Origin of the sequence: Thermomonas sp. (assembly GCF_041905325.1) — a bacterium.
Lineage (GTDB): Bacteria > Pseudomonadota > Gammaproteobacteria > Xanthomonadales > Xanthomonadaceae > Thermomonas.
The window spans coordinates 287534-314067 of the sequence record NZ_JAYRLK010000002.1 but is presented as its reverse complement, the minus strand read 5'-3'; the positions used below and the strand labels follow the sequence as shown (position 1 = coordinate 314067).

Below are 26534 nucleotides of genomic sequence, written 5' to 3'. Positions count from 1 at the left end.
CGGCCCGAAGCCCCGCTCCGCGGGGCTTCCTGCTTGCAGACAAGGAACCTTTGCAAATGAGCGAACAACAACACTTCGACGTCGTCGTCATCGGTGCCGGCCCCGCCGGCTACCACGCCGCCATCCGCGCCGCACAGCTGGGCCTGAAGACCGCCTGCATCGACGCCGCGCTGGGCAAGGACGGCAAGCCGGCGCTGGGCGGCACCTGCCTGCGCGTGGGCTGCATCCCGTCCAAGGCGCTGCTGGATTCCAGCCGCCAGTTCTGGAACATGGGCCACATCTTCGACCAGCACGGCATCAGCTTCGACAAGCCTGCGATCGACGTGAAGAAGATGGTCGCCCGCAAGGACGGCATCGTGAAGCAGTTCACCGGCGGCATCGCGGCGCTGTTCAAGGCGAACAAGATCACCGCGTTCTACGGCTTCGGCCAGCTGCAGCCGGGCAACGTGGTCAGCGTGAAGCAGCATGACGGCAGCACCGTCGAGCTGAAGGGCACCAACGTCATCCTCGCCGCCGGTTCCGACTCCATCGAGCTGCCGTTCGCCAAGTTCGGCGAGCACATCATCGACAACGTGGGCGCACTGGACCTCGAACAGGTGCCGAAGCGCCTCGGCGTGATCGGCGCCGGCGTGATCGGCCTGGAGCTGGGCAGCGTGTGGAAGCGCCTGGGCGCCGAGGTCACCATCCTCGAAGGCCTGCCGAACTTCCTCGCCGCCGCCGATGCGGAGGTGAGCAAGGTCGCCGCACGCGAGTTCAAGAAGCAGGGCCTGGACATCAAGCTGGGCTGCAAGGTCAGCGCCACCGAAGTGAAGAAGGACGGCGTGCACGTCGCCTACACCGACGACAAGGGCGCGGCGCAGGAGATCGTGGTCGACAAGCTGCTGGTGGCCGTGGGCCGCCGTGCCGCCACCAAGGGCCTGCTGGCCGATGGCACCGGCGTGCAGCTCAACGAGCGCGGCCAGGTCGTGGTCGACGAGCATTGCCACACCGGCGTCGACGGCGTGTGGGCGGTTGGCGACTGCGTGCGCGGCCCGATGCTGGCGCACAAGGGCTTCGAGGAAGGCATCGCGGTGGCCGAGCTGATCGCCGGCCTGCCGGGCCACGTCAACTTCGAAACCATCCCGTGGGTGATCTACACCGAACCGGAAATCGCCTGGGTCGGCAAGACCGAGGAGCAACTGAAGGCCGAGGGCACCCCGTACAAGGCCGGCAGCTTCCCGTTCGCGGCGGTCGGCCGCGCGGTGGCGATGGCCGAGCCGGCGGGCTTCGTGAAGGTGCTGGCGCATGCCGAAACCGACACCATCCTGGGCATGCACCTGGTCGGCGCCAACGTGTCGGAACTGGTCCACGAGGGCGTGCTGGCGATGGAGTTCAAGGGCAGTGCCGACGACCTGGCGCGCATCTGCCATGCCCACCCGTCGCTGTCCGAAGCCGTGCACGACGCCGCGATGGCGGTGCACAAGCGGGCGATCCACAAGGCCAACTGATCCACGGCCGTGCATCATGGAAACGGCGCCAGGGTGGCGCCGTTTCCGTATGCGCCGCGCGATAATCGCCTGATGAACGCGCAATTCCTGCTGAAACTCGCAATCACCGTGGTGCTGGTGTTGACCGCCTCCGCGCTGTCCAGGCGACCCGGCGTGCTCGGCGCACTGGTGGCGGCACTGCCGGTGACATCGCTGCTGGTGCTCGGCTGGTTGCAGGTCGAAACCCACGACAGCCAGCGCGTGGCCATGATGTCGATGGACATCTTCTGGTTCGTGCTGGGTGGCCTGCTGTTCTTCCCGGTGCTCAGCCTGTGCCTGAAAGCCGGCTGGCAGCCGTGGCTGTGCTTCGTCGCAGCGGGGATCGCGGGCTTCGCCGGCATGAGCGGCGTGCAATACCTTCTTACCCAATTCAGGGCTCCGGCATGAAAACCCTCTGCGTCTATTGCGGCTCCAATGCCGGCAGCGACCCCGCCTACGCCACGCTGGCCCGCGACCTCGGCACCCGACTCGCGCGCGACGGCATCGCGCTGGTGTACGGCGGCGGCAATGTCGGCCTGATGGGCATCGTGGCCGATGCGGTGCTTGCCGGCGGCGGCGAAGTGATCGGCGTGATCCCGCAGCAGCTGGTCGACTGGGAGGTCGCCCACAAGGGTGTCACCCGCCTCGAAGTCGTCGATTCCATGCACACCCGCAAGGCGCGGATGTTCGAACTGGCCGACGGCTTCGTCGCCCTGCCCGGCGGCTTCGGCACCCTCGACGAGATGTTCGAGATGCTGACCTGGCGCCAGCTCGGCCTGGGCAAGAAGCCCTGCGCCTTCCTCGAAGCGAACGGCTTCTGGCAGCCGCTGATGGCGATGCTGGACACGATGGTGCGCGAGCGCTTCCTGCACCCGGAGCAGCGCCAGGACATGTGGCACGGCGCCGACATCGAAGCGCTGCTGGAATGGATGCGCGGCTACGTGCCGGCGCAGGCCGACAAGTGGCTGGACGAGAAGCGACGCAGCCAGCTCAAGCTCACCACGGAGGATGTATGACCACCCCGGCGACGTTCCGCGCCTTCCGCATCCACAGCGACGCCGCCGGCTACCGCAGCGGCATTGAGACGGTGTCGCTGGACGACCTCAACCCCGGCGAGGTGGTGGTCAGGGCCGCGTACTCCTCGGTCAACTACAAGGACGCGCTGGCCGGCACCGGCAAGGGCAAGATCCTGCGCAGCTTCCCGCTGGTCGGCGGAATCGCGGGGGCCGGCCACGTCGTCGCTTCGACCGATCCAGCCTTCAGGGAAGGCGACGCCGTGCTGGTGACCGGCAGCGGGCTGTCGGAAACCCGCGACGGCGGCTATTCGGAATACGCGCGGCTGGACGCGCGCTGGGTGATCCCGCTGCCCGCGGGGCTGAGCTTGCGCGAAGCGATGATCCTCGGCACCGCCGGCTTCACCGCCGCGTTGGGTTTGCTGCGGATGGAGGACAACCGGCAAACGCCGGCGCTGGGGCCACTGGCCGTCACCGGTGCCACTGGCGGCGTCGGCTCGCTGGCAGTGGCCATCTACAGCCAGGCCGGCTACGAGGTGCATGCGATCAGCGGCAAGCCGGAGCACGCGAATTACTTGAAGGCGCTGGGCGCATCCGAAGTGCTGGGCCGCGACGCGCTATCCACCACCAAGCCAATGGATTCCGCACGCTTCGGTGGCGGCCTGGACAACGTCGGCGGCCCCATGCTGGCCGCCCTGCTGGCGCAGACCGCCCCCTACGGCAACGTCGCCAGCTGCGGGCTGGCCGCCTCGCCCGAACTGCACGCCACGGTGATGCCCTTCATCATCCGCGGCGTGTCGCTGCTGGGTGTGGCTTCGGCCGGCACCGCCCGCGACATCCGCGAAGAAGTCTGGCGGCGATTGGCGAGCGACTGGAAACCACGCAACCTGGACGCGATCTGCACCCGCGAAGCCACGCTGGACGAACTGCCGGACGTATTCGACCGCATGCTGGCCGGTGGCGCACTGGGCCGCACCGTGGTGCAGTTCTGAATTTGCGCGCGCGCCGCTTGCAGCCCCCTGCGCGACCGCTACAATCCGCAGAGTAGGCAGAGGACACCCCATGGCACGCATCCTGATCGTCGACGATTCCCCCTCCCAGCTGATGAGCATCCGCCGCATCGTCGAGAAGCTCGGCCACGAGGCGTTGACCGCCGAAGACGGTGCCGCCGGCGTGGAAGCCGCCAAGCGCGAGCTGCCGGACCTGATTCTGATGGACGTGGTGATGCCGAACCTCAACGGTTTCCAGGCCACCCGCGCGATCACCCGCGAACCCACCACCAAGCACATCCCGGTGATCCTGGTCACCACCAAGGACCAGGACACCGACCGCGTCTGGGGCATGCGCCAAGGGGCCAAGGCCTACATCACCAAGCCCTTCAACGAAGGCGAGCTGTCCGCACTGGTGGCGCAATACGTCGGCGGCCCGTCGGCCGCCTGAGCCCCGTCACTACGGCCCGCCCGCACGCGGGTCTCAGCCACGACGCCAGTCGCTGCCAAACGCATCGCGCATCTTGGCGTAGGCCTTGCGCTGCGCCTCGGTCTGCGCTTTCGGTGCCAGCACCTCCAGTTCCACGATCTGGTCGCCGTCGGGGGCGCTGCCGGAAGCCGGCAACCCGCGCCCGCGCAGGCGCAGCTTGCGCCCGGATTCGGAATCCGGCGGGATCTTCAGTTCCACCGGCCCGCCCAGGGTCGGCACGCTGAGGGTGGCACCCAGCGCCGCCTCCCACGGTGCCACCGGCAACACGTGGATGACGTTGCGGCCATCGACCTCGAATTGCGGGTCGGCGGCGTATTCCACCTCCAGCAACAGGTCACGCCCGCCATTGCCCTGCCTGGCCAGCCGGATCACCTGCCCCGGCCGCACGCCCTTGGGCACGCGCACTTCCAGCGTCTTGCCGGCAATGGTGATGCGCACGCTGCTGCCGGCGTGCACCGCAGACAGCGGCACCGCCAGCTTGGCGCGGGTATCACCGGCCGGCTGGCCACCGCGCGGGCCACCATTGCCGCGCCCGCGGCCACCCCCACCGCCGCCGAACAGGTTCTCGAAGAAATCCGAGAACCCGCCACCGGCACCACCGCCGGCGAAAATCTCGTCGAAATCGAAATCCGCCTGTCCCGCCGGCCCGCGACCGAAGCCCCCCGGCGGCGGCCGCACTTCATCACCCGGCCGATAACCACCGGCCCGCAACTGGTCATAGGCCTTGCGCTTGGCCGGATCACGCAAGGCCTCGTAAGCCTCGTTGACGGCCTTGAACTTTTCCTCGGCACCCTTTTCCTTGCTGACGTCGGGGTGGTACTTGCGTGCCAGCCGGCGATACGCGGTCTTGATTTCCGCATCGCCCGCAGTGGCTTCCACGCCCAGAATGCCGTAGTAATCCTTGAACTCCATGATCGCTCCAGACCGGAACCGCAGGGGATGGCCACCATCCCGTCATCCATCCCGGATAGACTGTATTTTCATCGAAATGAGGTTCGAACATGACGATTCAAGTTGGCGACCCCATTCCGGAAGCGGTGCTGTCCTACATCGACAACGGCGTGCACCGGATCGATACCCACACCTTGTTCAACGGCTGCAAGCTGGTGTTGTTCGCGGTGCCTGGTGCCTTTACCCCCACATGCTCGGAACGCCACCTGCCCGGCTTCGTCGCGCATTTCGACGATTTTCGCGCACGCGGCATCGAGGTGGCCTGCATGGCCGTCAATGACACGTTCGTGATGCAAGCCTGGGGAACCGCCCAGCAGGTGCCGGCCGGCTTGAAGATGCTGGCCGATGGCAACGCCGATTTCACCCGTGCATTGGGGCTGGAGATGGATGCCAGCGGCTACGGCATGGGTGTGCGCAGCAAGCGTTTCGCCCTGTATGCCGAAGCCGGCATCGTGCGGGGGCTGTGGGTGGAAGCGCCCGGCGAGTTCCGGGTGTCGTCGGCGGAGCATGTATTGGCCAATCTGCCGGCGTGAGCGCGCGCCGACAGCTCACTCAAGGATGGTGAAGCGCAGGCTGTCCCAGGCACCGCTGTCGGCCAGCGCGGTCAAGACGTGCGGGCCGGGCTCGTCGAACGCGTGCTGCAGGACGCGCCCGCCTTCGCTGCTGCCGATGCCGCGCCCGTCCAGCAACCACTGCACGCGGGTGCCGGTACCGATCGCCCGCAGCGCCAGCTGCACGCCGGCGCGCTGCCCGGGGGCACGGGCCAGGGTGGCACCGTCGGTCACGCCGTCGATGTGCAGGGCCTCCAGCGCGTCGCGGCCGTCATCGCGGCAGTCCTTCGCCAGTGCCGGCAGGCTGGCCCGCTGCCGCCACGCCACCGGCAGCCACGGCGTCGCCAGCACCGGCCAACGCGCGATCTGCCGGGGCCGGGCCGCATGTGTTGCGCTGCAATCGGCGGACAGGCGTTCGCCGGTCGCGGCATCGACCTCGAAATTTTCGATACCCGCATTCCACAGCCGCAGCTGACGCTCGGCCAGCGTGGGCGGCACCACGCCGGCCAGCGTCCACGCCCGCATCCGCTTCTGGCACAGCTCCGCAGGCTGTGCATCGGCCGCCGTGCCCAGCGGCCAGCAGATGTCGACTTCGGCCACGCTGGCCGGCTGCGGCAGCCGCAGCGCGTCCTTGCCGGTGCGCGGCAGGCTGTCGATGACCTCGAACAGCAGCGGCAAGGCGGTCACCGCGCCGTACTGGCCGGGCAGCGGCGTGCCATCGGGCCGCCCCACCCACACGCCCACGCTGTAACGCGGGGTGGCCCCCACCGCCCAGGCATCGCGAAAGCCGTAACTGGTGCCGGTCTTCCACGCCAGCTGCGGGCGGCGGCCATTGTCGAACATGCCGTCGCGCTCGCCGGGGCGCATGCCGGTTGCCAACATCTCGCGCACGATCCACGCCGCACCGGGCGAGAGCAGCCGCCGGTCCACCCGTGGCGCATCCGGCACGTAGCGCACGTGGCCGGCGATGCCACCGCGCTGCAAGGCGGCGAAGGCACCCACCAGATCCTCCAGCCGCGCACCGGTGCCGCCCAGGATCATCGACAGGTTCGGTGCCGCGCCCGGCGGCAGTTTCAAGGCAAGGCCGGCATGCCCAAGGCGGGCGGCGAAACGCGCCGGCCCCACCCGATCCAGCAGCTCCACCGCCGGGATGTTGAGCGACAGCCGCAACGCTTCGGCGGCACCGATCGGACCGTTGTAGGCCCCGTCGAAATTGCCCGGGCGGTAGCTGCCGAACGACTGCGGCGCGTCCACCAGCAGGCTTTCGGAATGGATCAGGCCATCGTCCAGCGCCATGCCGTACAGGAACGGCTTGAGGGTGGAACCGGGCGAACGCCAGGCCCGCACCATGTCCACGTCACCAAGCCGCTGCTTGTCGCCGAACGCCACCGAGCCGACGTAGGCGCGGGCTTCCAGGCTGGCGTTGTCCACCACCAGCAACGCCGCCGAGGTGCGCGGTGGCAGGCTGGAGAAATATCCGGCGACGCGTTCTTCCAGCGCCCGCTGCAAGCCGGCATCGAGGGTGGTGACGATGCGCCGCTGGCCGGGCTGGGCCAGATGCAGGCGTTGCGCCAACAAGGCGGCGTCCTGCGGTTGCCGCAACCGCCGCGCGATCACGTTTTCGATGCGGGCGTCGTCCACCTGCGCCTGCGTCCAGACGCGGCGCGCGGCCATCCGTGCCAGCAACTTGTCGCGGGCGGCCTGCGCCGCCTCCGGGTCACGGTCCGGGCGCAGCCGGCCGGGTGCTTGCGGCAGCACGGCCAACAAGGCCGCCTCGGCATGCGACAACCGCGCGGCGGGCTTGCCGAGGTAGGCCCAACTGGCCGCTTCCACGCCTTCGATGGCACCGCCGAACGGCGCGCGCTCCAGATACAGCGTGAGAATCTCGCGCTTGGACAGGTGCGCCTCCAGTTGCAGGGCGCGCAATACCTGCCGCAGCTTGCCGCCCACCGTGCGCGTGCGCCCGTCGCGCAGCGCCGGGTCGATGATGCGCGCCACCTGCATGGTCAAGGTGGAGCCCCCGGACACGATTCGCCGGCTGCCCAGCCACTGCCCGCCAGCCCGCAGCATCGCCAGCGGATTGATGCCGGGGTGGTGCCAGAACCAGCGGTCTTCGTAGCCCAGCAATGCTTGCAGGTACAACGGCGACACGTGCTCCGGCGTGGCCGGATAGCGCCACACCCCCCGCGCATCGGCGAACGCGCGCAGTGGACTGCCATCGCGCGCCACCACCACCGTGGCCAGGTCGCGGCGGGCCGGCAGCGGCAGCGGGAATGCCAGGTCCAGCACCAGCAGCGCCAACAACAACGCCACCGTGCCCCAGCGCAACCAGGGCCGCAGGCGTCGCCACCACCGCCGCGCCCTTCCCCCGACCGCGGGGGAAGGCGGCAACCTCACGGCTGCACCACCGTGATCCGTTCCGGCACCGCCTTGCCGACGCCACGCAGGTCGGGGCGGTACATGTCTTCCACCAGCGGCGGCGGCACCGTGTAGCTGCCCGGGGTCACCGCGCGCACCAGGTAGAACACCTGCGCCGCAGTACCGGCCTCCAGTTTCAGTGCGGCCACGTAGCGGTCGTCGCGGAACTCTTCATGCTGCACGTCGGCGGCACTGGAGCGGTCGCTGATGTCGATGCCGTCCACCGCCACCTCGGCCCATTGCCGGGCATCGGACAGGTTGAAGTTCTCGATCTCCAGCCCCGCCGGCAGCAGGTCGGTCAGCATCGCGTCCGGCATGCTGCGGTCGGCGGTGATGGACACCCGCACGATCAGCGCCTCGCCTTCCTTCAGCGGCCTCGGCGTCCACGGCTTGCCATCGGTGGTGAACAAACTGCGCTCGACCTTGATGGTGCTGGCGTCCGCCGGCGGCGGCGTGCGCGGCACGCCGGCCACGTCCAGGCTGGCGTAGTACGGTGGCGTGCCGGATGGCAGGAACCGCAGCCCCTTGGCCAGCGCGGCGTAATCCAGTTCGCGGGCGAAGCTGCGGGCAGCGGGAAGGGCCTGCGGGACACCGGCTGCCAGCAGGGTGCCGGTCACCTGCTTGCCCCGGCTCACCAGCAGGGCCTTGCCCAGGCGGGCCATCGCGATCTGTTCCTGCGTGCTCAGCCACAGCCACGACGCCCGCCGGCGCGCATCCAGTTCGTACACCACGTCGGACACGCGGGCATCGTACGCCGGCTTGGCGAACCCGCGCTCATGGGTCATCGCGATCATCACCGCCATGTCGCGCAACGGACTGCCGTAATCGCCCAGCCAGCCCTGGCGATCGCCCTGGAAGGCAAAGCCTTCGGCAATCGCCTTCTCGCCGCGCGCGCGGTCGCCCTGCATCGCCAGCGCCAGCCCCAGATGCACCAGCGGCAGGCCCTTCAAGGCCTGCTTGCGGTCGTTGTCGTACAACGCACGCAGGGTGCCCAGCGGCGCGCGGTTGACCCGCGCCAGCACATACCCGGCATACGCCTGGTAGGCGAACTTCAGGTATTGGCGATGGTCGCGCCCGTAGAACTCGTTGCCGCCGGCAAGCAGGTCCTCGCTGAGCCGTTGCAGGGCTTTCTGCAGCACCGGCTCGGGGATGGCGAAGCCGGCCTGCCGCGCATCCAGCAGGAATTCGACGATGTAAGGCGTGAGCAGCGGGTCGACATGGCCATCATCACCCCACATCGAGAAATGGCCATTGGCCACCTGCATCGACGCCAGCCGACCGAACGCCCCCTCCATGCGCACCCGCCGCTTGCCCGCATCCAGCCCCGTCACCCCGAAGCGCTGGCCGGTGTCGGCATCCAGCAGCAAGGCCGCGAAGCCCTTGCTGGTGGTCTGTTCGGCACAGCCGTAGGGGTAGTCCAGCGCCCCCTTGAGGGAGGCCCCGAACGGGATCGGCGGCAGCGCGCTGACCAGCATGCGCGCCCGCACCGAGCCCGGCATCAGGCCTTCGGCAAGGCCCGCGTCCATGCTCGCGGCACTGCCGGCGGCCAGCATCATCGAACGCGAGCGCAGCACCGACGGCCATGCCGGCCGCACCGGCAGGTCGTACTGGCGGTCGGACGTGTAGCCATTGCCCGCCACCCGCACCCGCACCTGCGCCACGCCGTAGTCTTCCAGCGCCGCCAGCGGGAAGCTCAGCGTGGACTTGGCCTCCTTCCCCAACGCCAGGCTGCGGCTGCCGCCGGTCACCGCGGCCGGGCCGATGCCATTGACCTGCACGCTGAAATTGCCGGGCTTGCCGGTGTAGTTGGAAACATCCAGCGTCACCATGCCGCGGTCGCCCGGCGCCATCACCCGCGGCATCCCGGCTTCGGCCACGATCGGCGCGCGCACCACCACCTCGGCATCGCGGTTGCCGTAACGGGTATCGGAATACACCAGCGCCGACACCCGCAGCGTGCCGTTGAAGTCCGGCACCGGAAGCGCGATGCGCGCGATGCCCTTGGCATCCAGCTGCACCGGCCCGGAGAACAAGTCCACCGTCTGCACCCGCGCGGTGGGGCGACGCGCCTGTGGCAACGCGGCCAGCGCCATGTCGCCACCGAAGCGCAGCTTGGCGGTACCGCCGTCGTAGCTTTCGATCACGCGGCCGTAGATGTCGTAGGCATCCACCCCCAGACGACGCTGGGCGAAGAAGTGCGCCACCGCATCCGGCACCGGGAAGCGGGTGATGTTGAGGATGCCCACGTCCACCGCCGACACCGTGGCCCACGCCTGCTTGCCGGCCAATTGCGGCGCGCTCAGGGTCACCTGCAAGGGCTGTTGCGGGCGCACCTGCGGCTTCACCGCCAGCCCCACCGCCACCCGGCGGTCACGCCGGTCCATCGGCACGAAGGCTTCGCCCACCGCACGTGCCGGGGTGATCTTGCTCTTGGCGCTGCCACCACGGAACACCAGCGCGGTGACGTAAACGTCATGCCGTTCCCACTCGGCGGTGACCGGGATCTGCACCACGCTGCCGGCCTTCACGTCGACCGATTGCACGAACAGCAGGTGGTCGCTTTCCACCATCACCACGCCCTTGCCCGCATGCGGCGGCGTGAGGGTGAGCCGGAGGGTGTCGCCGGCATGGTAAGCGGTCTTGTCCAGCGCCAGCTTGACCTTGTCCGGGCGCGCATCCAGGCCACGGTTTTCGTCATCCCAGCCCCAACCGGCGTGGAACGGATAGCGCATGGTCAGTCGGGTGGCGGGGTCGTACACATCGAGGCGGTAATCGCCCCACTCCACCGGCACATCCACCCGCGCGGCACTGTTGCCCACGTCCAGGTTGCGGGTCTGCACGTTTTCGTAGCGCCGGGTGAAATCGAAGCTCCAGCCGCTGTCGCCGTGCGTCCAGTGGTAGTCGCGGCGTTCGCGCACCAGTGTCACCTTCAGGCCGGTACCGGGGTGCGGCCGGCCTTCGGCATCGAAACGCTGCACCTCGAACCCGGCCGGGGCATTGGCGTTGGCGCCGTCGCCATCGTCGAACAGCGGACGCACGCCCACCAGCACGTCGGCCGGCCACAACGTGCGCACCAGGCTGCGGTTGATGGTGCGGCCACCGCTTTCGTACAGGCTGCCGGCCACGATGGCCTTCACCGGGGTGTCGCTTTTCACCTCGCCGGGCAGGGCGATGGCCTGCTGCAATTCACCCTTGGCATCCAGCGCTGCATCGAGGATGTCGGCGGCCTCCTTCGGCAGCGACACGGTGGGGTCGCCGAAGAACCAGCCCTTGCCCAGGCCCGGGGCGACGCCTTCCAGCGGGTGCTGATCCACCGCGACCGCGAGCTTGGCGGTGAAGCGGTTGCCGGCGGCGGGGGCACCGTACAGATACGCACCCTTGACCTGCAATTGCAGGGGCTGGCCCGGCCGCAAGCGACTGCCGAGGGCGGCCAGGTCGAGTTTCATGCGCTCGGGCAGGAACTCCTCGATGCGCAGGCTCATGCCCTGCACCGCCTCGGCGCTGGCCGGATCGGTGCGGAACTCCACCTGCCAGCGGCCCGTGGGGGCCTCGGCCGGGATCGCCCGCTCGAAGCGGTAATAACCCTGCGCCTGCGGCTCCAGCCGCGTATCGACGAAGGTCTTGCCGTCCGGCTGTTTCAAGCGCACGAACAGGGACTGCGCCTTGCCGCCTTTCGCCAGCACCGGCCGGCCATCGAAATCGCGCAGCAACGCCGACACGCGCACGGTTTCACCGGGGCGATAGAGGTCGCGCCCGGACCAGGCGAACACGTCGAACCACGCCTGCGGCCGGCCTTCCACCGCGAATTCGGACAAGTCCAGCGCCGGCTGGTTGAAGGGCAGCAGCGACAGGTCCGTGCCATGCCGGGCAGTCAGCACGTGCGCGGCGTCCAGCGTGTAGTTCAGCAGCGCATTGCCGTTGGCGTCGGTCTGGCCCTTGAACACCGGCTCGCCGCGCGCGTCCAGCACCTTCAGGTCCACCCCGCCGATACCCGCGCCATCGGCCAGCGACGCGGTGTGCACGAACAGCTTGTCCTTGTAGGCGCGCACGTGCAGGCCGATGTCGCTGACCGTGAACCAGGCCACGTCGAACTCGCCCTTGAAGGTGCCGGTGCGCTTCATCACCGCGAAGTACAGGCCGGGCTTCTGCAGCTCGGGGATGTCCTGCACCGGCAGGTAGGTGAGCACGCGCTCGTTGCGCGCACCGCCCAGCACGAAGCGGTTCACGTACACCGGATCGGCCAGTTTGGAGATCGGGGGGGTGCTGTCGGCATCGTCCGGGTCGTACCAGGACGGATCGAGCTCCCAATTGCTGCGCTGGCCACCGCGCTGGTAGCGGGTAAAAAAGGCCGGCAGCGCGGCATCGCGCACGCGCAGGAATTCGACATCCACGTCGTCGACATTGACCGACACCACCGGCAAACCACGCGATTCCCGGGCCGGGATCACGCTGCCCTGCGATGCAAAACCCACCGCCGGCTCCAGCGCCCCGGTGTACACCTTCAGCTCGACGTCCTTGCCCAGCTTGCTGCCGTCGGCCGCGGTCAGCGCGCCGGACACCTTCACGGTGTAGGTCTTGTTGGCGGCCACGCTCGGGTAACGCAGGGTCTTGCCATCGTCGCCGAGCGCCCAGCCGCTTTGCTCTTCACCGTTGGCATCGATGACCAGCAGCGCATCGAAATCCTGGGTGCCCACCAACGGGCGCGAAAATTCCACCGCCACCGCCAGGCTGTCCGAGCGCTGGTCCGGGTAGGCGCGCACGATTGCAAACCCCTTCACCGCCTCGCGCTGGGCGCGGATGGCCTCGCCGCCGACGGCGGGCATCTGCCCGGCCTGGTTGCGCTTGCAGGCCGGCAACCCGGCCACCAGCACAAACACCAACGACACACTCAGCAAGCAACGCAGCGACAAAATCCGTGGCAGTGACATCGGGGTCCATCCGGTGGGGGCGTTTCGAGTATAGGACGCAAATCACGGCCGCCAGCGGCCCATGTCCGGGCATGAAAAAAGCCCGGCATTCAGCCGGGCTTCGGGTTGCGCGAAACGGGGACGAGGCCGTCAGCCGGCGACCTCGCCGGACTCGCCGGACTCGCCGGACTCGCCGGACTCGCCGGACTCGCCGATGGCGTCCGCATCACCGGAGTCCAGGGTGGCGTCCAGCCGCTCGATCGCCTGCAGTTTTTCGCCCGCCGCCAGCCGCATCAGGGTCACGCCCTGGGTATTGCGGCCGACCTGCGAAATGTCCGAGGCCGGCGTGCGCACCAGCGTGCCCCCGTCGGAAATCAACAGCACGTCGTGGTGGTCGGTGAGCTGGATGGCACCCACCAACGCGCCGTTGCGCTCGTTGGTCTTCATCGCGATCACGCCCTGGGTGCCGCGCCCCTTCTTCGGGAATTCGTCCAGCACGGTGCGCTTGCCGAACCCGTTCTCGCTGGCGGTGAGGATGTCGCCCTCGCCGTCCAGCACGATCAGGCTGACCACGCTCTCGCCATCCGCCAGCTTCATCCCGCGCACGCCGGTGGCGGTACGGCCCATCGGGCGCACGGTATCGCCACCGAAACGCACCGCCTTGCCGTTGCTGGCAAACAGCATGATGTCGCGGCTGCCGTCGGACAACTCCGCGTTCACCAGCGCATCGCCTTCGGCCAGGTGGATGGCGATCTTGCCGCGCGCCAGCTTGAACGCGTATTCGGTCAGCGGGGTCTTCTTCACCGTGCCGTTCCTGGTGGCGAAGAACACGTACTTGCCGTCCTCGTACTCGCGCACCGGCTGCACCGCCTGCACCTTCTCGCCTTCTTCCAGCGGGATCCAGTTGATGATCGGGCGGCCGCGCGCGTTCGGCCCGGCCTCCGGCAGCTGGTACACCGGCAGCCAGAACACGCGGCCGTGGCTGGTGAAGGTGAGCAGGGTGTCGTGGGTATTGACCAGCCACAGCTGGTCGATGAAATCCTCGTCCTTGGTCGCCGCCGCGTTGCGGCCCTTGCCGCCGCGCTTCTGCGCGCGATACGTCGTGGCCGGCTGGCGTTTGGCGTAGCCGGCATGGGAGAGCGTGACCACCACGTCTTCCGGCGCGATCAGGTCGAGGATGTCGAGGTCTTCCTCGGAGGCGCGGATCTCGCTGCGGCGCGGGTCGTTGAACTCGGCCTTGAGCGCGCGCAGCTCCTCGCGGATCTTCTCCAGCAGCACGTCCGGGTTTTCCAGGATGAGGATCAGCCCGGCGATTTCCTCCAGCAGCTGGCGGTATTCGTCGGTCAGCTTCTCCTGCTCCAGCCCGGTCAGGCGGTGCAGGCGCATTTCCAGGATCTGCTGGGCCTGCGTCTCGGTGAGCTGGTAGCCATCCGCCAGCAGGCCCACGCCGGCGGGCAGGTCTTCCGGCCGGCTGGCCTCGGCGCCGGTGGCGGCCAGCAGCGCGCCCACCAGCCCCGGCTGCCAGCGCCGCGCCAGCATGCGCTCGCGGGCGACGCCCGGGTTCTCCGAAGTCTTGATCAGCTCGATCATCGCGTCGATGTTGGCCAGCGCAACGGTCAGGCCTTCGAGGATGTGCGCGCGTGCGCGCGCCTTGCGCAGTTCGAAGATGGTCCGGCGCGTCACCACTTCGCGGCGGTGGCGGACGAAGGCTTCGAGGATCTGCTTGAGGTTCAGCAGCCGCGGGCGGCCATCGACCAGCGCCACCATGTTGATGCCGAACACCGACTCCATCTGGGTCTGCGAGTACAGGTTGTTCAGCACCACGTCGGCGGATTCGCCGCGCTTGACCTCGATGTAGATGCGCATGCCGTCCTTGTCGGACTCGTCGCGCAGCTCGCTGATGCCCTCGAGCTTCTTCTCCTTCACCAGCTCGGCGATCTTCTCGATCAGCCGCGCCTTGTTCACCTGGTAGGGGATCTCGGTGACGATGATCGACTCGCGGCCGTTGTCGGCCACTTCGATGTCGGCGCGGGCACGCATGCGCACCCGGCCCTTGCCGGTGCGGTAGGCCACGTGGATGCCACCGACGCCGTTGATGATGCCGGAGGTGGGGAAATCCGGGCCGGGGATGAATTCCATCAGCCCGTCGATGTCGATCTGCGGGTCGTCGATCAGCGCCAGCAGCGCGTCCACCACCTCGCCCAGGTTGTGCGGCGGGATGTTGGTGGCCATGCCCACCGCAATACCGGCCGAGCCGTTGACCAGCAGGTTCGGGAACCGGGTCGGCATGACCGTGGGTTCCAGTTCCTTTTCGTCGTAGTTGGGCTGGAAATCGACGGTGTCCTTGTCGATGTCGGCCATCAGCTCGTGGCTGAGCCGCGCCATGCGCGCCTCGGTGTAACGCATCGCCGCGGCAGAGTCGCCGTCGACCGAACCGAAGTTGCCCTGCCCGTCCACCAGCAGGTAGCGCAGCGAGAACGGCTGCGCCATGCGCACCAGCGTGTCGTACACCGACTGGTCGCCGTGCGGGTGGTACTTGCCGATCACGTCACCGACGATGCGCGCCGACTTGTAGTACGGCTTGTTGCTGTGCGCACCCAGTTCGTTCATCGCGAACAGCACGCGGCGGTGCACCGGCTTCAGGCCATCGCGGACGTCCGGGAGCGCGCGCCCCACGATCACGCTCATGGCGTAATCGAGGTAGCTGCGGCGCATCTCGTCTTCCAGCTTGACGGGAATGATTTCCTTGGCGAGATCGGTCATCGTGTATCCGTTTCAGGTCCTGGTTCCGGCCCGCGGCCACGCGGCGGGAACCAGCTCCGCGCGCTTGCCCATCGGGATTTTCTGCAACCAGAAATTGTACCATCCAGCGGCCTCCCGAGCCCCTGTTCCACCTGCATCGCGTGCGCGCTGCCCGCGCCGCCCCGCCCCTTGCTTCCGGACATCCCCATGCCCCACGCACTTCCCGCCCGCGACGACTTCCTCGGCCACCCCAAGGGCGTCTATGTCTGCTTCTTCACCGAGATGTGGGAGCGCTTTTCGTTCTACGGGATGAAGGCGCTGCTGCTGCTGTACCTCACCAAGTACCACTTGTTCGGCGACAGGGCCGGCCTGGACCTGTTGGGTGCCTACGGCGGGCTGGTGTATTGCGTGCCGGTGATCGGCGGGCTGCTGGCCGACCGCTGGCTGGGGATGCGCAAGGCGGTGACCTTCGGCGGGCTGCTGCTGGTGGCCGGACACGTGGGCATGGCCGTCGAGGGCCACGCGGCGACGCTGCAGGCCGGCACGGTGGTGCGCGACGAGGGCGCGCTGAAAGTGATGTACCTGTCGCTGGCGCTGATCATCATGGGCGTGGGCTTCCTCAAGCCCAACATCTCCACCATCGTCGGCAAGCTCTACGCGGACAATGACCCGCGCCGCGATTCCGGCTTCTCGCTGTTCTATGCCGGCATCAACCTCGGCGCGCTGTTCGCGTCGCTGGTCTGCGGCTACATCGGCGAGGCCTGGGGCTGGAGGTACGGCTTCGGCGCCGCCGGCATCGGCATGTTGGCGGGCCTTGCGATGTTCCTGTGGGGGCAGCGCTACCTGCACGGCCACGCCGAGCCGGCCAACCCCGCCACGCTGCGCCAGCGCGTCGCCGGCATCCCGCGCGAAGGGCTGATCTACGCGCTTGCGGTACTGGGCGTGGTGCCGGTGGCATGGCTGATGTGGGCCGCCGCGAACGGCGCGTTCGCGCTGGGCGGCGAGGTGTCGCTGGCGCTGCTGCTGATGGTGGTGGTGCTGGGCGCGGTGCTGGTGTGGTTCGCCTGGTTCACCGGCACCCGCTGCACGCCCGTGCAGCGCCAGCAGATGATCGCGATGATGGTGCTGATCTTCATGGCGCTGGTGTTCTTCACCCTGTACGAGCAGACCTACGGCTCGTGGGTGACCTTCACCGATCGCCTGCTGACCAAGGACATCGTGCCGGCGATGGTGGTGCGCGACGGCACGCCGTGGCCGTGGTCGGCGCTGTCGTTGCTGCTGGCACCGCTGGCATTCTTCGTGGCGGCACGGATGTCCGACCGCAACCCGGCTTCCACCGCGCCGCGGGCGCTGTTCCTGGCGGCCAGCGCGCTGATCATCGTGCTGCTGGTGCGCGACTGCGTGGCGCTGCCGCAGACGGCCGGCTCGCTGACCTACCTCGGCGCATTCTTCCTGGTGGCGCTGGCACCGCTGTTTTCGGCACTGTGGGGCTGGCTGGACAAGCGCGGCATGGACCCGTCGAAGCCCGCCAAATCGGCCTTCGGCCTGCTGTTTGGCGGGCTGTCGTTCGTGCCGATGGCGCTGGCCGCGCAACAGGTGGCCGCCACCGGTGCACCGGCCAGCGTGTGGTGGCTGGTGCTGGCCTACCTGATCCTGGAGATCGGCGAGATGTGCCTGTCGCCGGTGGGGCTGTCGGCGGTGACGCAGCTCGCCGTGCCGCGCGTGGTCAGCCTGATGATGGGCACCTGGTTCCTGGCCACCGCGTTCTCGGAAACGTTGGCCGCGCTGTTCGGCAAGCTGGCCGCGATCGAAGTGCCGGAAGGCGAGGCCATGGATCTGGTGGCCGCCGCCGGCAAGTACCAACACCTGTTCTGGATGATGTTGTGGATCGGCCTCGGCTGCGCGCTGCTGGCCTTCCTGGGCGCACCGCTGCTGCGCCGGATGATGCACGGGGTGAAATGAAACTGAACACGGCAACGGGGTCGCCGCGCGCGGAGGCGCTGCTACACTCGGGCGTTTCATCCACCACGAGACCTGCCGCATGCCGACACCGCGCCCGCTGGCCATCGCCCTGATCATTGCCCTTGCTGCCGGCCTCGCAACGCCCGACGCCGGGGCCGCGAAAAAGAAGCCGGCGGCAAGGAAGGCGGGGCCGGAAGCGGCCTTGTCGTGCAGCAATTTCTACGCCGAAGCCGACAAGGGCTGGCTGGCTGGCAACCCGATGCCGGCCAGCGGCGCGATCTCGGCGCTGGGCCAGCTCACCGCGCGCGCCCAGCAACAGCAGCGCGACCTGCTGGAGGCGGCGATGCGCGCGCCACAAGGCAACGTGCAGAAACTGCTGGGTGATTTCTGGGCCAGCGGGCTCGACGAAGCCGCGGTGGACGCCGACGGCGCCGCCCCGGTGGCCCCGCTGTTCAAGCGCATCGACGCCATCCGCAGCAGCAAGGACATCGCCCCCGCGATCGCCGCGCTGCACCAGGTGGGCATCCCGGTGGCCTTCCACTTCGGTGCCGACGTCGACCTGCGCGACCTCGATCGCCATCTCGGCTATTTCAGCCAGGGCGGCATCGGCCTGCCCGACCCGGCCTACTACACCCGCACCGACGCCGACACCAAGGCCCTGCTGGCGCGCTATGCCGATTACATCCGCAAGATCCTCGCCCTGAGCGGGGTGGCGCCGAAGGACATCGAAACCCAGACCGCGCAGGTCCTGGACCTGGAGCGCCGCATCGCCGAGGGCGCGCGCCCGCTGACCGACCTGCGCGACCCACGCAACAATTTCGCCCCCATGCCCGCCGCCGGGCTGGGCAAGCAGTTCCGCAACCTGCAACTGGACGCCTTCCTGAAGGCGCAAGGCATCAGCGACGACACCGTCTCGCTGGCCAACCCGGCGCTGTTCACCCGCATCGACGGGTTGGTTGGCAGCCTCAAGCCCGCGCAATGGCAGGCCTATCTGCGCTGGCGGGTGGGCGATGCCATGGCCCCGTACCTCTCCGCCCCCTGGCGGGATGCCACCTTCGCCTTCCGCGGCAAGGTGCTGCTGGGCCAGGCGGCTCCGGCTCCGCGCTGGCAGCAGGTGCTGGACGCGATCAACCTGGCCGCCGGGCCGATGCTGGGCAGGGAATACACCGCCGCCTACCTGCCTGCGGCCACCCGCCAGCAGGCCGAACAAATCGCCGCGCAGGTGCGCGATGCCCTGCAACGCGCACTTGCCACCAGCCCGCTGCTGGGCGACGCCGCCAAGGCCGAGGCCCGCAAGAAGCTGGAACAACTGCGCATCGAAGTGGGCAGCCCCCCCGACGATCTCGACTTCACCCTGCAACCGATGGGCCGTGGCAGCTTCGGCGGCAACATGCTGATCGCCTCCACTTGGCGCCACCGCCAGGAAATGAAGCGGATCGGCAAGCACAGCGCGGCGCGGCGCTGGGACGTGCTGCCGCAACAACCGGCGCTGGCCTACGACCTCGCCCACAACCGCCTGATCGTCACTGCCGCCATGCTGCAGATGCCGGTGCTGGACACCGCGGTGCCACTGGCGAACCAATACGGCGCGTTCGGCGCGCTGGTGGGGCACGAACTCAGCCATGCCATCGATGCCCGTGGTCGCCATGTCGATGCCGGCGGCAACGTGCGCGACTGGTGGGGAAGCGATGAAACCACCGCCTGGGACGCACTGGGCAAAAAAGTGGCGGCCCTGTATGCCGCCCTGCCTTATCCGGGCCTGCCGGCCACCCATGTCGATGGCGATTTGACCCGCGACGAAAACCTGGCCGACCTGGCCGGCGTGGACATCGCGCTTGCCGCTCTGCGCAATGCCCAACCCAATCTCGACGCCAAGTCCGAACGCGGTTTCTACACCGGCTGGGCGCAGTTGTGGGCGCAGCAGGTCACCACCGACGAGGCCCGCCTGCGCGTGTTGCAGGACGTGCGCGCGCCGGGGCAATGGCGCGCCAATGCCCCGCTGATGCAGCAGGCGGGGTTCGGTACCGCATTCAGCTGCAAACCCGGCACACCGATGCAGCCCAAGGCGACGCTGCACGTCTTCGACTGAAGCGGGTGGGCCGGCCCGGGCCGGCTCAGCGCACGATCCGCATCCGCGGCCCACGCCGGCCGCGCCCACCGAAGGGTGGCTGGCCGCGCCAATGGCGGATCAACAGCCAGCCGAACAGCATCCCGCCAAGATGGGCGAAATGCGCCACGCCCGGCTGCAGCCCGGTGATGCCCACGCCCAGTTCGAACAGGCCGTAGACGATCACCAGGGTGCGCGCCGTCATCGGAATCGGCGGGAACAGCAGCATCACCCGCTGGTTCGGGAACAACATGCCATAGGCCAGCAGCAACCCGAACACGCCGCCGGATGCACCGATGGTGGGATACGGGTCGCCGCCCTGCGACAGCGCATACGAACCCACCAGCAACTGGCACAGGCCCGCCCCCACTACGCACACGACGTAGTAGGTCAGGAAGCGGCGCGCGCCCCAGGTGTATTCCAGCGGCGCGCCGAACATCACCAACGCCAGCATGTTGAAGGCGATATGCAGGAAACTGCCGTGCAGGAAGGCATAGCTCAGCAGCTGCCACGGCATGAACGCCGGCGCCGCCTCGACCGGGTCGAACCCGGTATCGCCCCATGGCCACAGCATCAGTGACGCCATGGCCTGGTCGCCCAGCAGGTATTGCAGGGCAAAGCCCACCAGATTGGCGATCAGCAATGCTTGGGTGATTTTCGGCAGATTGAACGGCATCCGTGCGGCGTCCCGGTTTCGTTGCAGCGCATCATAGCCGCTCAGCGCGGCCCCCAGACAGCGGCATCGACATCCTCGGGCTCGGCCGGCAGGCGCACCCGCCCGCTGCGGACCGCCACCCCTTCCGCCACCAGCCGGCGCGCCTGTTCGGCAAACCCCGGTGCGTCCGGCGGAAAGGCGATCCGCCCATCCGCCCGCAGGATGCGATGCCAGGGCAATGCCGGGTCATCGTTCTGGCCGAGGATGCGCGCCACCAGCCGCGCCCGCCCCGGCAAGCCGGCACGCCGGGCGATGGCGCCGTAGCTGGCCACCTGCCCGCACGGTACCGCGCGCACCGCCGCCAGGATGCGGTGTTCGGGGCTGGCGGTGGGTGCTGGACGGGCCATGTTCCGGGTTAGCATAGCCGCATGCCCATCCAACCTGCCGCGCACGCCATGGACAACTTCGAGCAGATCCGCCGCCACCTGGCCAACGCCGGCTATCGGCTGAGCCTGCAAGAGCCCTTCATGGCCTGCGTGGAGTTGTCGCTGGCGCAAGGCACGCGACACCAGTCGATCTTCCTGGCCGAATTGCAGGACGACGATGGCCGCAACTTCCTGCGGGTCAGCACCGCCGTGGCACCGATCACCGGCATGGACGCCCGCCGGGCACTGCGCTTCAACTGGGAAAGCCGGGTGGGCTACCTTGCCATCGGCGAACTGGATGGGGTGCCCTACCTGCAACTGTGCGAAAACCGCCCCTACGACAGCCTCACCGCAGCCGAAATCGACCGCCTGGTGCTGGACATCGGCGGCACCGGCGACGAGATGGAACGGCGGCTGTCCGCCGGCGGCGACCTGCTGTGAGGCGCCGCCGCCGTCCTCACGCCCAGCCCGCGGCCCGCAGCAACTGGTAGAGCCCGTAAGCCACCATGCCCGATGTCGGGATGGTGAGAATCCACGCCCACACGATCCGCTCGATGGTGCCCAGCTTCAACCGGCGCGGGTTCTTGGCGAAGCCCACGCCCATGATCGCGGTGGATACGGTATGGGTGGTGGACACCGGCATGCCGAAATGCGCCGCCGCCATCAGCACCGTGGCCGAGCTGGTATCCACCGCGAAACCGTCCAGCGGATGCAGCTTCACCATCTTGTGGCCCAGCGTCTTGATGATGCGCCAACCGCCCGAGGCGGTGCCGGCGGCCATCACCAGCGCGCAGGTGACCACGATCCAGGTGGCCACGGCATTGTCCGCCGAGGCCGCCGGATGCATGAACGCCAGCCAGCTCGGCAGGTCGTCCAGCGCGCCACTGGCCTGCGCACCCACCAGCGTCAGCGCGATCACGCCCATGGTCTTCTGCGCGTCGTTGTGCCCGTGCGCATAGCCCATGTAGGCGGCCGAAACGATCTGCAACTTGCCGAACAGCGCATTGATCCAGCGCGGGCGCGCCAACCGTCGCAGCGCACCGCCGGACCGTTCCAGCCCGTAGATCAGCGACCACAACAGCACCATCAGGGTCAGGCCCAGCAGGAACCCCACCACCGGCGAGGTCACCATCGGCACGATGACCTTCCACACCAGGCCCTTGCTCTTGGTCCAGTCGGCCGCGGTCTGCACCCAGATCAACGCATTCCAGTTGTTGTGCGAGGCCGCGAACGCCGCGCCGCACAAGCTGCCGATCAGCGCATGCGAAGACGATGACGGCAACCCGAACCACCAGGTCACCAGGTTCCACACGATCGCACCCAGCAACGCGCACAGCACCAGTTGCGAGGTCGCTTCCACCACGTGGGTATTGATGATGCCGGTGGCAATCGTGGCCGCCACCGCGGTGCCGGTGAGCGCGCCCAGCAGATTGGTCACCGCCGCCACCCCCACCGCCTGGCCGGGGCTGAGCACCTTGGTGGCCACCGAGGCGGCGATGGAATTGGCGGTGTCGTGGAAGCCGTTGATGAATTCGAAGATCAGCGCGGTGGCCACCACCACCAGTACGAGCGTCAGCACGGCGGCGGCCTCAGGAGTTCTTCAGGACGATCTGGTAGATGACCACGCCGGCCTCGCGGCAACGGTCGATGGCCTTTTCCAGGATTTCGAAGAACTCCTTGAGCAGGAACATCTGCAGGCTGTCGAGCTTGCCGGAATAGATTTCGCGGTACAGCTCCAGCATCAGCCGGTCGGCCTCGTTCTCGATCGAACGCAGCTTCTCGTTGAGCTTGGTCATGCGGTCGAGGTTCATCCGCTCCAGCTCGTCGACCATCTGCACCACCACTTCGGCGGCCTGCTCCAGCATCGCCGCGCGCGGCGCGAAGTCGATGTGGGCCAGGTGCTGGGTGGCCAGCGCGTAGCGGTCGGCAAACTTCTCGATCTGCTTGGGGATCTTGTGCAGGGCCGAGCCCAGCGCCTCGATGTCCTCGCGCTCGATCGGGGTGATGTAGCTGTCCACCAGCGCCTGACTGATCTTCTCGGCGGCAGTGCGCTCGCGCAGGCGGGCCAGCTTGAAGGCGTCCAGCGCGGGCTGGCGGTCGGACTCGCGCATCATCGCGTGCAATGCCTTGGCGCTGTCGTAGGCGGCGGCGGCCGCATCGTCCAGCAGTGCGTAGAACTGGGTACCGGAGCCGAAGATGGTTTGCAGGGAGAACATGGGAAAAATCCGACGAGGGTAAAGGGGCAAGATGAGGCAATGGTTGCAACGGTACTGCGCAATTGTGACGGCCGGATGACAGCCGGGCACGCCAGGACACGCCTGCTATGATGCACCCGCGCCCCGGCGCAGCCCATGGACGCATCTTTCCTGCCACCGCCTGCTTGTTTCCGCCGCACCGCAAGGGTGCCGCGTGGCGTGGCCGCCCTCCCCCACCTCCCCTCCGCCTGCACCTGGTGACCCCCCGTGCTGGAACTCCTGCTCATCGTCTTCGCCCTGATCCTGCTGAACGGCTTTTTCGCACTGTCGGAAATGGCCGTCGTCACCTCGCGCAAGGCGCGCCTGAAGCAGAACGCCGCCCATAGCCGCGGAGCCCGCAAGGCACTGGAGCTGGCCGAACACCCGGAACAATTCCTGTCCACGGTGCAGGTGGGCCTGACCCTGATCACCATCCTCACCGGCATGCTGGGGGGCGATGCGATCGGCGGCTTGATCGGCACCTGGCTGGCCGCCCACGCGCCTGCGCTGGGGGCCTCTGCCGGCACGCTGGGCAAGGTGCTGGCGGTAGGCCTGATCACCTACCTGAGCATCGTGCTGGGCGAATTGCTGCCCAAGCGGCTGGCATTGCTGGCCCCCGAACGCGTGGCTGCCGCGGCCGCACTGCCGATGCACTGGTTGTCGCGGCTGGCCAGCCCGGTGGTGGGGCTGCTCAGCGCCACCGTGCGCGTGCTGCTGCGGCTGCTGCGCACCGGCGACGGCGGCGGCTCGCAAGTCACCGAAGAGGAAATCCACCTGCTGGTGAGCGAAGGCCACGAGCAAGGCGTGATCGACCTGGATGAGCGCAACATGCTGACCCGGGTGATGCGGCTGGGCGACCGCACCGCCGACAGCCTGATGACCCCGCGCACCCGCATCGCCTGGCTCGACACCTCCGGGTCGCTGGCCGAGAACCTGGCCACGATGCAGGACGGCGCCTTCTCGCGCTACCCGGTCTATCGCGGCAACGACAGCGACGTGGCCGGCATCCTCGAAGTGAAAACCCTGCTGGACGAACTGGGCAAGCCGGTGCCGGCGCTGTTCGACAACCTGCGGCCGGCCCTGTTCGTGTCCGAATCCACCCAGGCGATGAAGCTGCTGGAGATCCTGCGCGAAGAACAGCAATCCATGGCGCTGGTGGTGGACGAATACGGCGACATCCAGGGCCTGGTGACCGTGAGCGACATCGTCGATGCGGTGATCGGGCGCCTGCAGGCGGGCGCCGAAACCGATGCCGACGAGGCGCTGGTGGTGGAGCGCGAGGATGGTTCGCTGCTGGTCGATGGCGGGCTGCACCTGGACGAACTGCGCGAGCTCACCGGCGAGCGCCTGGCCGATGCCGGGGAAGCCGACTACCACACCATCGCCGGCCTGGTGATCGCGCGCTTCGGGCGGATCCCGCACGTCGGCGAATACTTCATCCTCGGCCAATGGCGGATCGAGGTGGTGGACCTGGACGGCCCGCGCATCGACAAGCTGCTGCTGCAACGCGAAGCCAACGCCCAGCCCGAAGCCATCGACTGACCCCGCCGCTCAGCGCAGCAGTTGCAGGAATTCCAACGCATCCACCGGATGCCCCAGCCAGTAGCCCTGCACCAGGTCGCAACCACGTTCGCGCAGCAGGTCGAACTGGCCTTGCCGCTCCACCCCCTCGGCCACCACGGTCACACCCATCGAATGCGCCATGGCCACGATCGCACTGGTCAGGGCCAGGTCGTCGGGGTCGCGCAGCAGATCGGTGATGAAACTGCGGTCGATCTTCAACCCATCCACCTGCACGCGGCGCAAATGGCTGAGGCTGGAATAGCCGGTGCCGAAATCGTCCAGCCACACCCGCACCCCCAGCTGGCGCAGCTTGCCCAGCAATTCGGTGGCATAGGCCTCGTCGCTGATCACCGCGGTTTCGGTCAATTCCAGATGCAGGCGCTCGGGCGCGCAGCCGCTGTGCGCAAGCGCATCGGCCACCTGCCCCAGCAAGTCCCCGCTGCGCAATTGCCGCGCCGAGACATTGACCGACACGAACGGTGGCTCGCCCGCGCCACGGGGAACCGGCCAGGTAGCCGCCTCGTTGCAGGCCGCCTGCAGCGCCAGCTGGCCGATCACCTCGATCAGGCCGCTCTGTTCGGCCACGTCGATGAACACCGAAGGGGCGATCGCGCCGTCTTCCGGGTGGTTCCAGCGCAGCAGCGCCTCGGCCCCCACCAGCACGCGGTCATGGGTGCGGAAAATCGGCTGGTACGACAGGCTCAGCTCGCCGCGCTCCCATGCGCCGCGCAAGTCCTGCTCCATGCGCACGCGCCGCTCCACCGCCTGATCCATCGCCCGGCTGTAGAAGCGGTAGCAATTCTTGCCGGCCATCTTTGCCTGGTACATCGCGATGTCGCCGTTCTTCATCAGCAACGATGCCGTGCTGGCATCGTCGGGGAACACCGCCACTCCCACCGAGGCCCCCAGCAGGACCTGCCGCCCGTGCAGCAGCAGCGGCTCGCTCAGGGTCAACACCAGCGACTCCGCCAGCCGGATCGCCTTGCCGCGCACGCTGTCATCCTGGAAGGCCGCGTCGGCTTGCAGCAGGATCACGAATTCGTCGCCGCCAAAACGCGCCACCAGCGCGTCCAGCCCGTCGATCGCGCGCACCGCGTGGTTGATCCGCCCGGCCGCCTGCAACAGCACCTCGTCGCCCGCCTCATGGCCCAGGGTGTCGTTGACGCGCTTGAAATCGTCGAGGTCCACGAACAGCAGGGCCAATTGGCAACTTGCGCCCTGCATCTCGCGCAGCCGGTGCTCCAGCGCCTCGCGGAACGCCAGCCGGTTGGCCAGCCCGGTCAAGGCGTCGCTGTAGGCCACCCGGCGGATGTCGCGGTCGTGCCGCACCACGCTTTCGCGCATCCGCCCGAACGTGCGGATCAGGTCACCCAGCTCGTCGGTGCGCCGGCTGGCCGGGACCGGCGAGGAAAAATCCCCGGCCTCGATCCGGCGCGCGGCCTCGCCCAGCAGGCGGATCGGGCGCACCAGCTGCCGTTGCAGGATGAATGCCCCCAGCAGCGACACCGCGGCAAGCCCGGCGAACATCACCAACAGCCAGATCACGCTGCGCTGGTTGACGTCGGTGAAGCGCTCGCGCAACGCCGACAGCGACTGCCCCTCCGCGCGCGCCATCGTCTCCATCGAATAGCCGATGCGCACGCCGCCCAAACGGTCATCGCCGATCATGATCGGGATCGACACGTCGAGGATGTTGCCCAGCTGGCGGGTATGCGGGCCGCGGGCCTGAATGACCTCGGCCGCCAGTGCATCGTTCATCGGTCGCCCGTAGGCGGCGATGTCGCCGGAGCCGTCGTGCAGGATCCGCCCCTGCGGGTCGTAGACCAGCACGTAGTCCACGTCGGGCGCGCGCAAGGCGCCACGGGCCAGTGCACCCACCGCGTCCAGGTCGAAGTAATACAGCGGGTTGGCCAGCGCATCGGCGAGCTGGCGCACCTGCGCCTCGCCGCTCATGCGCAACTGCTCGCCCAGCAGGGCATGCACGTTCTGGCGGGCGATGTTGCTGGCTTCGTCCAGGCTTTC

Annotated in this window: 18 protein-coding genes and 2 pseudogenes; 10 read left to right on the top strand and 10 right to left on the bottom strand. The window is 68.4% G+C overall.

Annotated features, from left to right (window positions below; genetic code table 11):
• Positions 1-56 precede the first annotated feature (56 nt).
• From lpdA to ACE3OK_RS03665, 5 genes are all read left to right on the top strand, one after another.
• Positions 57-1487, top strand: a complete 1431-nt coding sequence (lpdA, locus tag ACE3OK_RS03685) for a dihydrolipoyl dehydrogenase (protein ID WP_374248187.1) — start codon at positions 57-59, stop codon at positions 1485-1487.
• Positions 1488-1559: 72 nt separating this feature from the next.
• The gene (locus ACE3OK_RS03680) at positions 1560-1913 is read left to right on the top strand and encodes a DUF3147 family protein (RefSeq protein WP_374248186.1); all 354 of its coding nucleotides are present in this window, start codon (positions 1560-1562) and stop codon (positions 1911-1913) included.
• Positions 1910-2521, top strand: a complete 612-nt coding sequence (locus ACE3OK_RS03675) for a TIGR00730 family Rossman fold protein (RefSeq protein WP_374248185.1) — start codon at positions 1910-1912, stop codon at positions 2519-2521. Before ACE3OK_RS03680 ends, ACE3OK_RS03675 begins: the two co-directional genes overlap by 4 nt.
• Positions 2518-3510 carry a YhdH/YhfP family quinone oxidoreductase gene (locus tag ACE3OK_RS03670; protein ID WP_374248184.1) on the top strand — a complete coding sequence of 331 codons (993 nt, stop codon included), beginning with the start codon at positions 2518-2520 and terminating at the stop codon, positions 3508-3510. The genes ACE3OK_RS03675 and ACE3OK_RS03670 overlap by 4 nt, the downstream gene beginning before the upstream one ends.
• Positions 3511-3580: 70 nt before the next feature.
• Positions 3581-3958 carry a response regulator gene (locus tag ACE3OK_RS03665; protein ID WP_374248183.1) on the top strand — a complete coding sequence of 126 codons (378 nt, stop codon included), beginning with the start codon at positions 3581-3583 and terminating at the stop codon, positions 3956-3958.
• 33 nt (positions 3959-3991) lie between these two features.
• Here ACE3OK_RS03665 and ACE3OK_RS03660 read toward each other — a convergent pair whose 3' ends face one another.
• Positions 3992-4909, bottom strand: coding sequence for a DnaJ C-terminal domain-containing protein (locus ACE3OK_RS03660; protein WP_374248182.1), 918 nt, complete (start codon positions 4907-4909; stop codon positions 3992-3994).
• A gap of 89 nt (positions 4910-4998) precedes the next feature.
• On the opposite strand from ACE3OK_RS03660, the gene ACE3OK_RS03655 reads away from it, so the two are divergent.
• The gene (locus ACE3OK_RS03655) at positions 4999-5481 is read left to right on the top strand and encodes a peroxiredoxin (protein ID WP_374248180.1); all 483 of its coding nucleotides are present in this window, start codon (positions 4999-5001) and stop codon (positions 5479-5481) included.
• Positions 5482-5496: 15 nt separating this feature from the next.
• Here the strand turns inward: ACE3OK_RS03655 and pbpC are convergent, their stop codons facing one another.
• From pbpC to gyrA, 3 genes are all read right to left on the bottom strand, one after another.
• The gene (gene pbpC / locus ACE3OK_RS03650) at positions 5497-7896 is read right to left on the bottom strand and encodes a penicillin-binding protein 1C (RefSeq protein ID WP_374248179.1); all 2400 of its coding nucleotides are present in this window, start codon (positions 7894-7896) and stop codon (positions 5497-5499) included.
• Positions 7893-12845 (bottom strand): alpha-2-macroglobulin, encoded by a 4953-nt coding sequence (locus ACE3OK_RS03645; RefSeq protein ID WP_374248178.1) that lies wholly within the window; start codon positions 12843-12845, stop codon positions 7893-7895. The genes pbpC and ACE3OK_RS03645 overlap by 4 nt, the downstream gene beginning before the upstream one ends.
• Positions 12846-12974: 129 nt before the next feature.
• Entirely contained in the window at positions 12975-15587 is a 2613-nt protein-coding gene (gene gyrA / locus ACE3OK_RS03640) for a DNA gyrase subunit A (RefSeq protein ID WP_374248177.1), read from the bottom strand.
• A gap of 186 nt (positions 15588-15773) precedes the next feature.
• On the opposite strand from gyrA, the gene ACE3OK_RS03635 reads away from it, so the two are divergent.
• Together ACE3OK_RS03635 and ACE3OK_RS03630 are read left to right on the top strand one after the other, a co-directional pair.
• The gene (locus ACE3OK_RS03635; protein ID WP_374248176.1) at positions 15774-17528 is read left to right on the top strand and encodes a peptide MFS transporter; all 1755 of its coding nucleotides are present in this window, start codon (positions 15774-15776) and stop codon (positions 17526-17528) included.
• 79 nt (positions 17529-17607) lie between these two features.
• Positions 17608-19617, top strand: a complete 2010-nt coding sequence (locus ACE3OK_RS03630) for a M13 family metallopeptidase (RefSeq protein ID WP_374248175.1) — start codon at positions 17608-17610, stop codon at positions 19615-19617.
• Between the two features lie 25 nt (positions 19618-19642).
• Here ACE3OK_RS03630 and ACE3OK_RS03625 read toward each other — a convergent pair whose 3' ends face one another.
• Positions 19643-20311 (bottom strand): rhomboid family intramembrane serine protease, encoded by a 669-nt coding sequence (locus ACE3OK_RS03625; RefSeq protein ID WP_374248174.1) that lies wholly within the window; start codon positions 20309-20311, stop codon positions 19643-19645.
• A 41-nt stretch (positions 20312-20352) separates the two neighbouring features.
• The gene (locus ACE3OK_RS03620) at positions 20353-20697 is read right to left on the bottom strand and encodes an MGMT family protein (RefSeq protein ID WP_374248173.1); all 345 of its coding nucleotides are present in this window, start codon (positions 20695-20697) and stop codon (positions 20353-20355) included.
• A gap of 21 nt (positions 20698-20718) precedes the next feature.
• Here ACE3OK_RS03620 and ACE3OK_RS03615 point away from each other — a divergent pair, with 21 nt between their 5' ends.
• Positions 20719-21156 carry a hypothetical protein gene (locus ACE3OK_RS03615; protein WP_374248172.1) on the top strand — a complete coding sequence of 146 codons (438 nt, stop codon included), beginning with the start codon at positions 20719-20721 and terminating at the stop codon, positions 21154-21156.
• Positions 21157-21172: 16 nt separating this feature from the next.
• Here the strand turns inward: ACE3OK_RS03615 and ACE3OK_RS03610 are convergent, their stop codons facing one another.
• On the bottom strand, positions 21173-22294 hold the full coding sequence (locus ACE3OK_RS03610; RefSeq protein WP_374248171.1) for an anion permease: 1122 nt from the start codon (positions 22292-22294) through the stop codon (positions 21173-21175).
• Positions 22295-22304: 10 nt separating this feature from the next.
• Positions 22305-22931 (bottom strand): DUF47 domain-containing protein, encoded by a 627-nt coding sequence (locus tag ACE3OK_RS03605; protein WP_374248170.1) that lies wholly within the window; start codon positions 22929-22931, stop codon positions 22305-22307.
• Between the two features lie 246 nt (positions 22932-23177).
• Between ACE3OK_RS03605 and ACE3OK_RS03600 the strand changes: the two genes are divergently transcribed.
• Entirely contained in the window at positions 23178-24491 is a 1314-nt protein-coding gene (locus tag ACE3OK_RS03600) for a hemolysin family protein (RefSeq protein WP_374248169.1), read from the top strand.
• 9 nt (positions 24492-24500) lie between these two features.
• Here ACE3OK_RS03600 and ACE3OK_RS03595 read toward each other — a convergent pair.
• Both ACE3OK_RS03595 and ACE3OK_RS03590 read right to left on the bottom strand, forming a co-directional pair.
• Positions 24501-25244: pseudogene (locus tag ACE3OK_RS03595) on the bottom strand (putative bifunctional diguanylate cyclase/phosphodiesterase); the annotation flags it as partial.
• Between the two features lie 69 nt (positions 25245-25313).
• A pseudogene (locus ACE3OK_RS03590) lies at positions 25314-26465 on the bottom strand (diguanylate cyclase domain-containing protein); the annotation flags it as partial.
• Between the last annotated feature and the right edge of the window lie 69 nt (positions 26466-26534).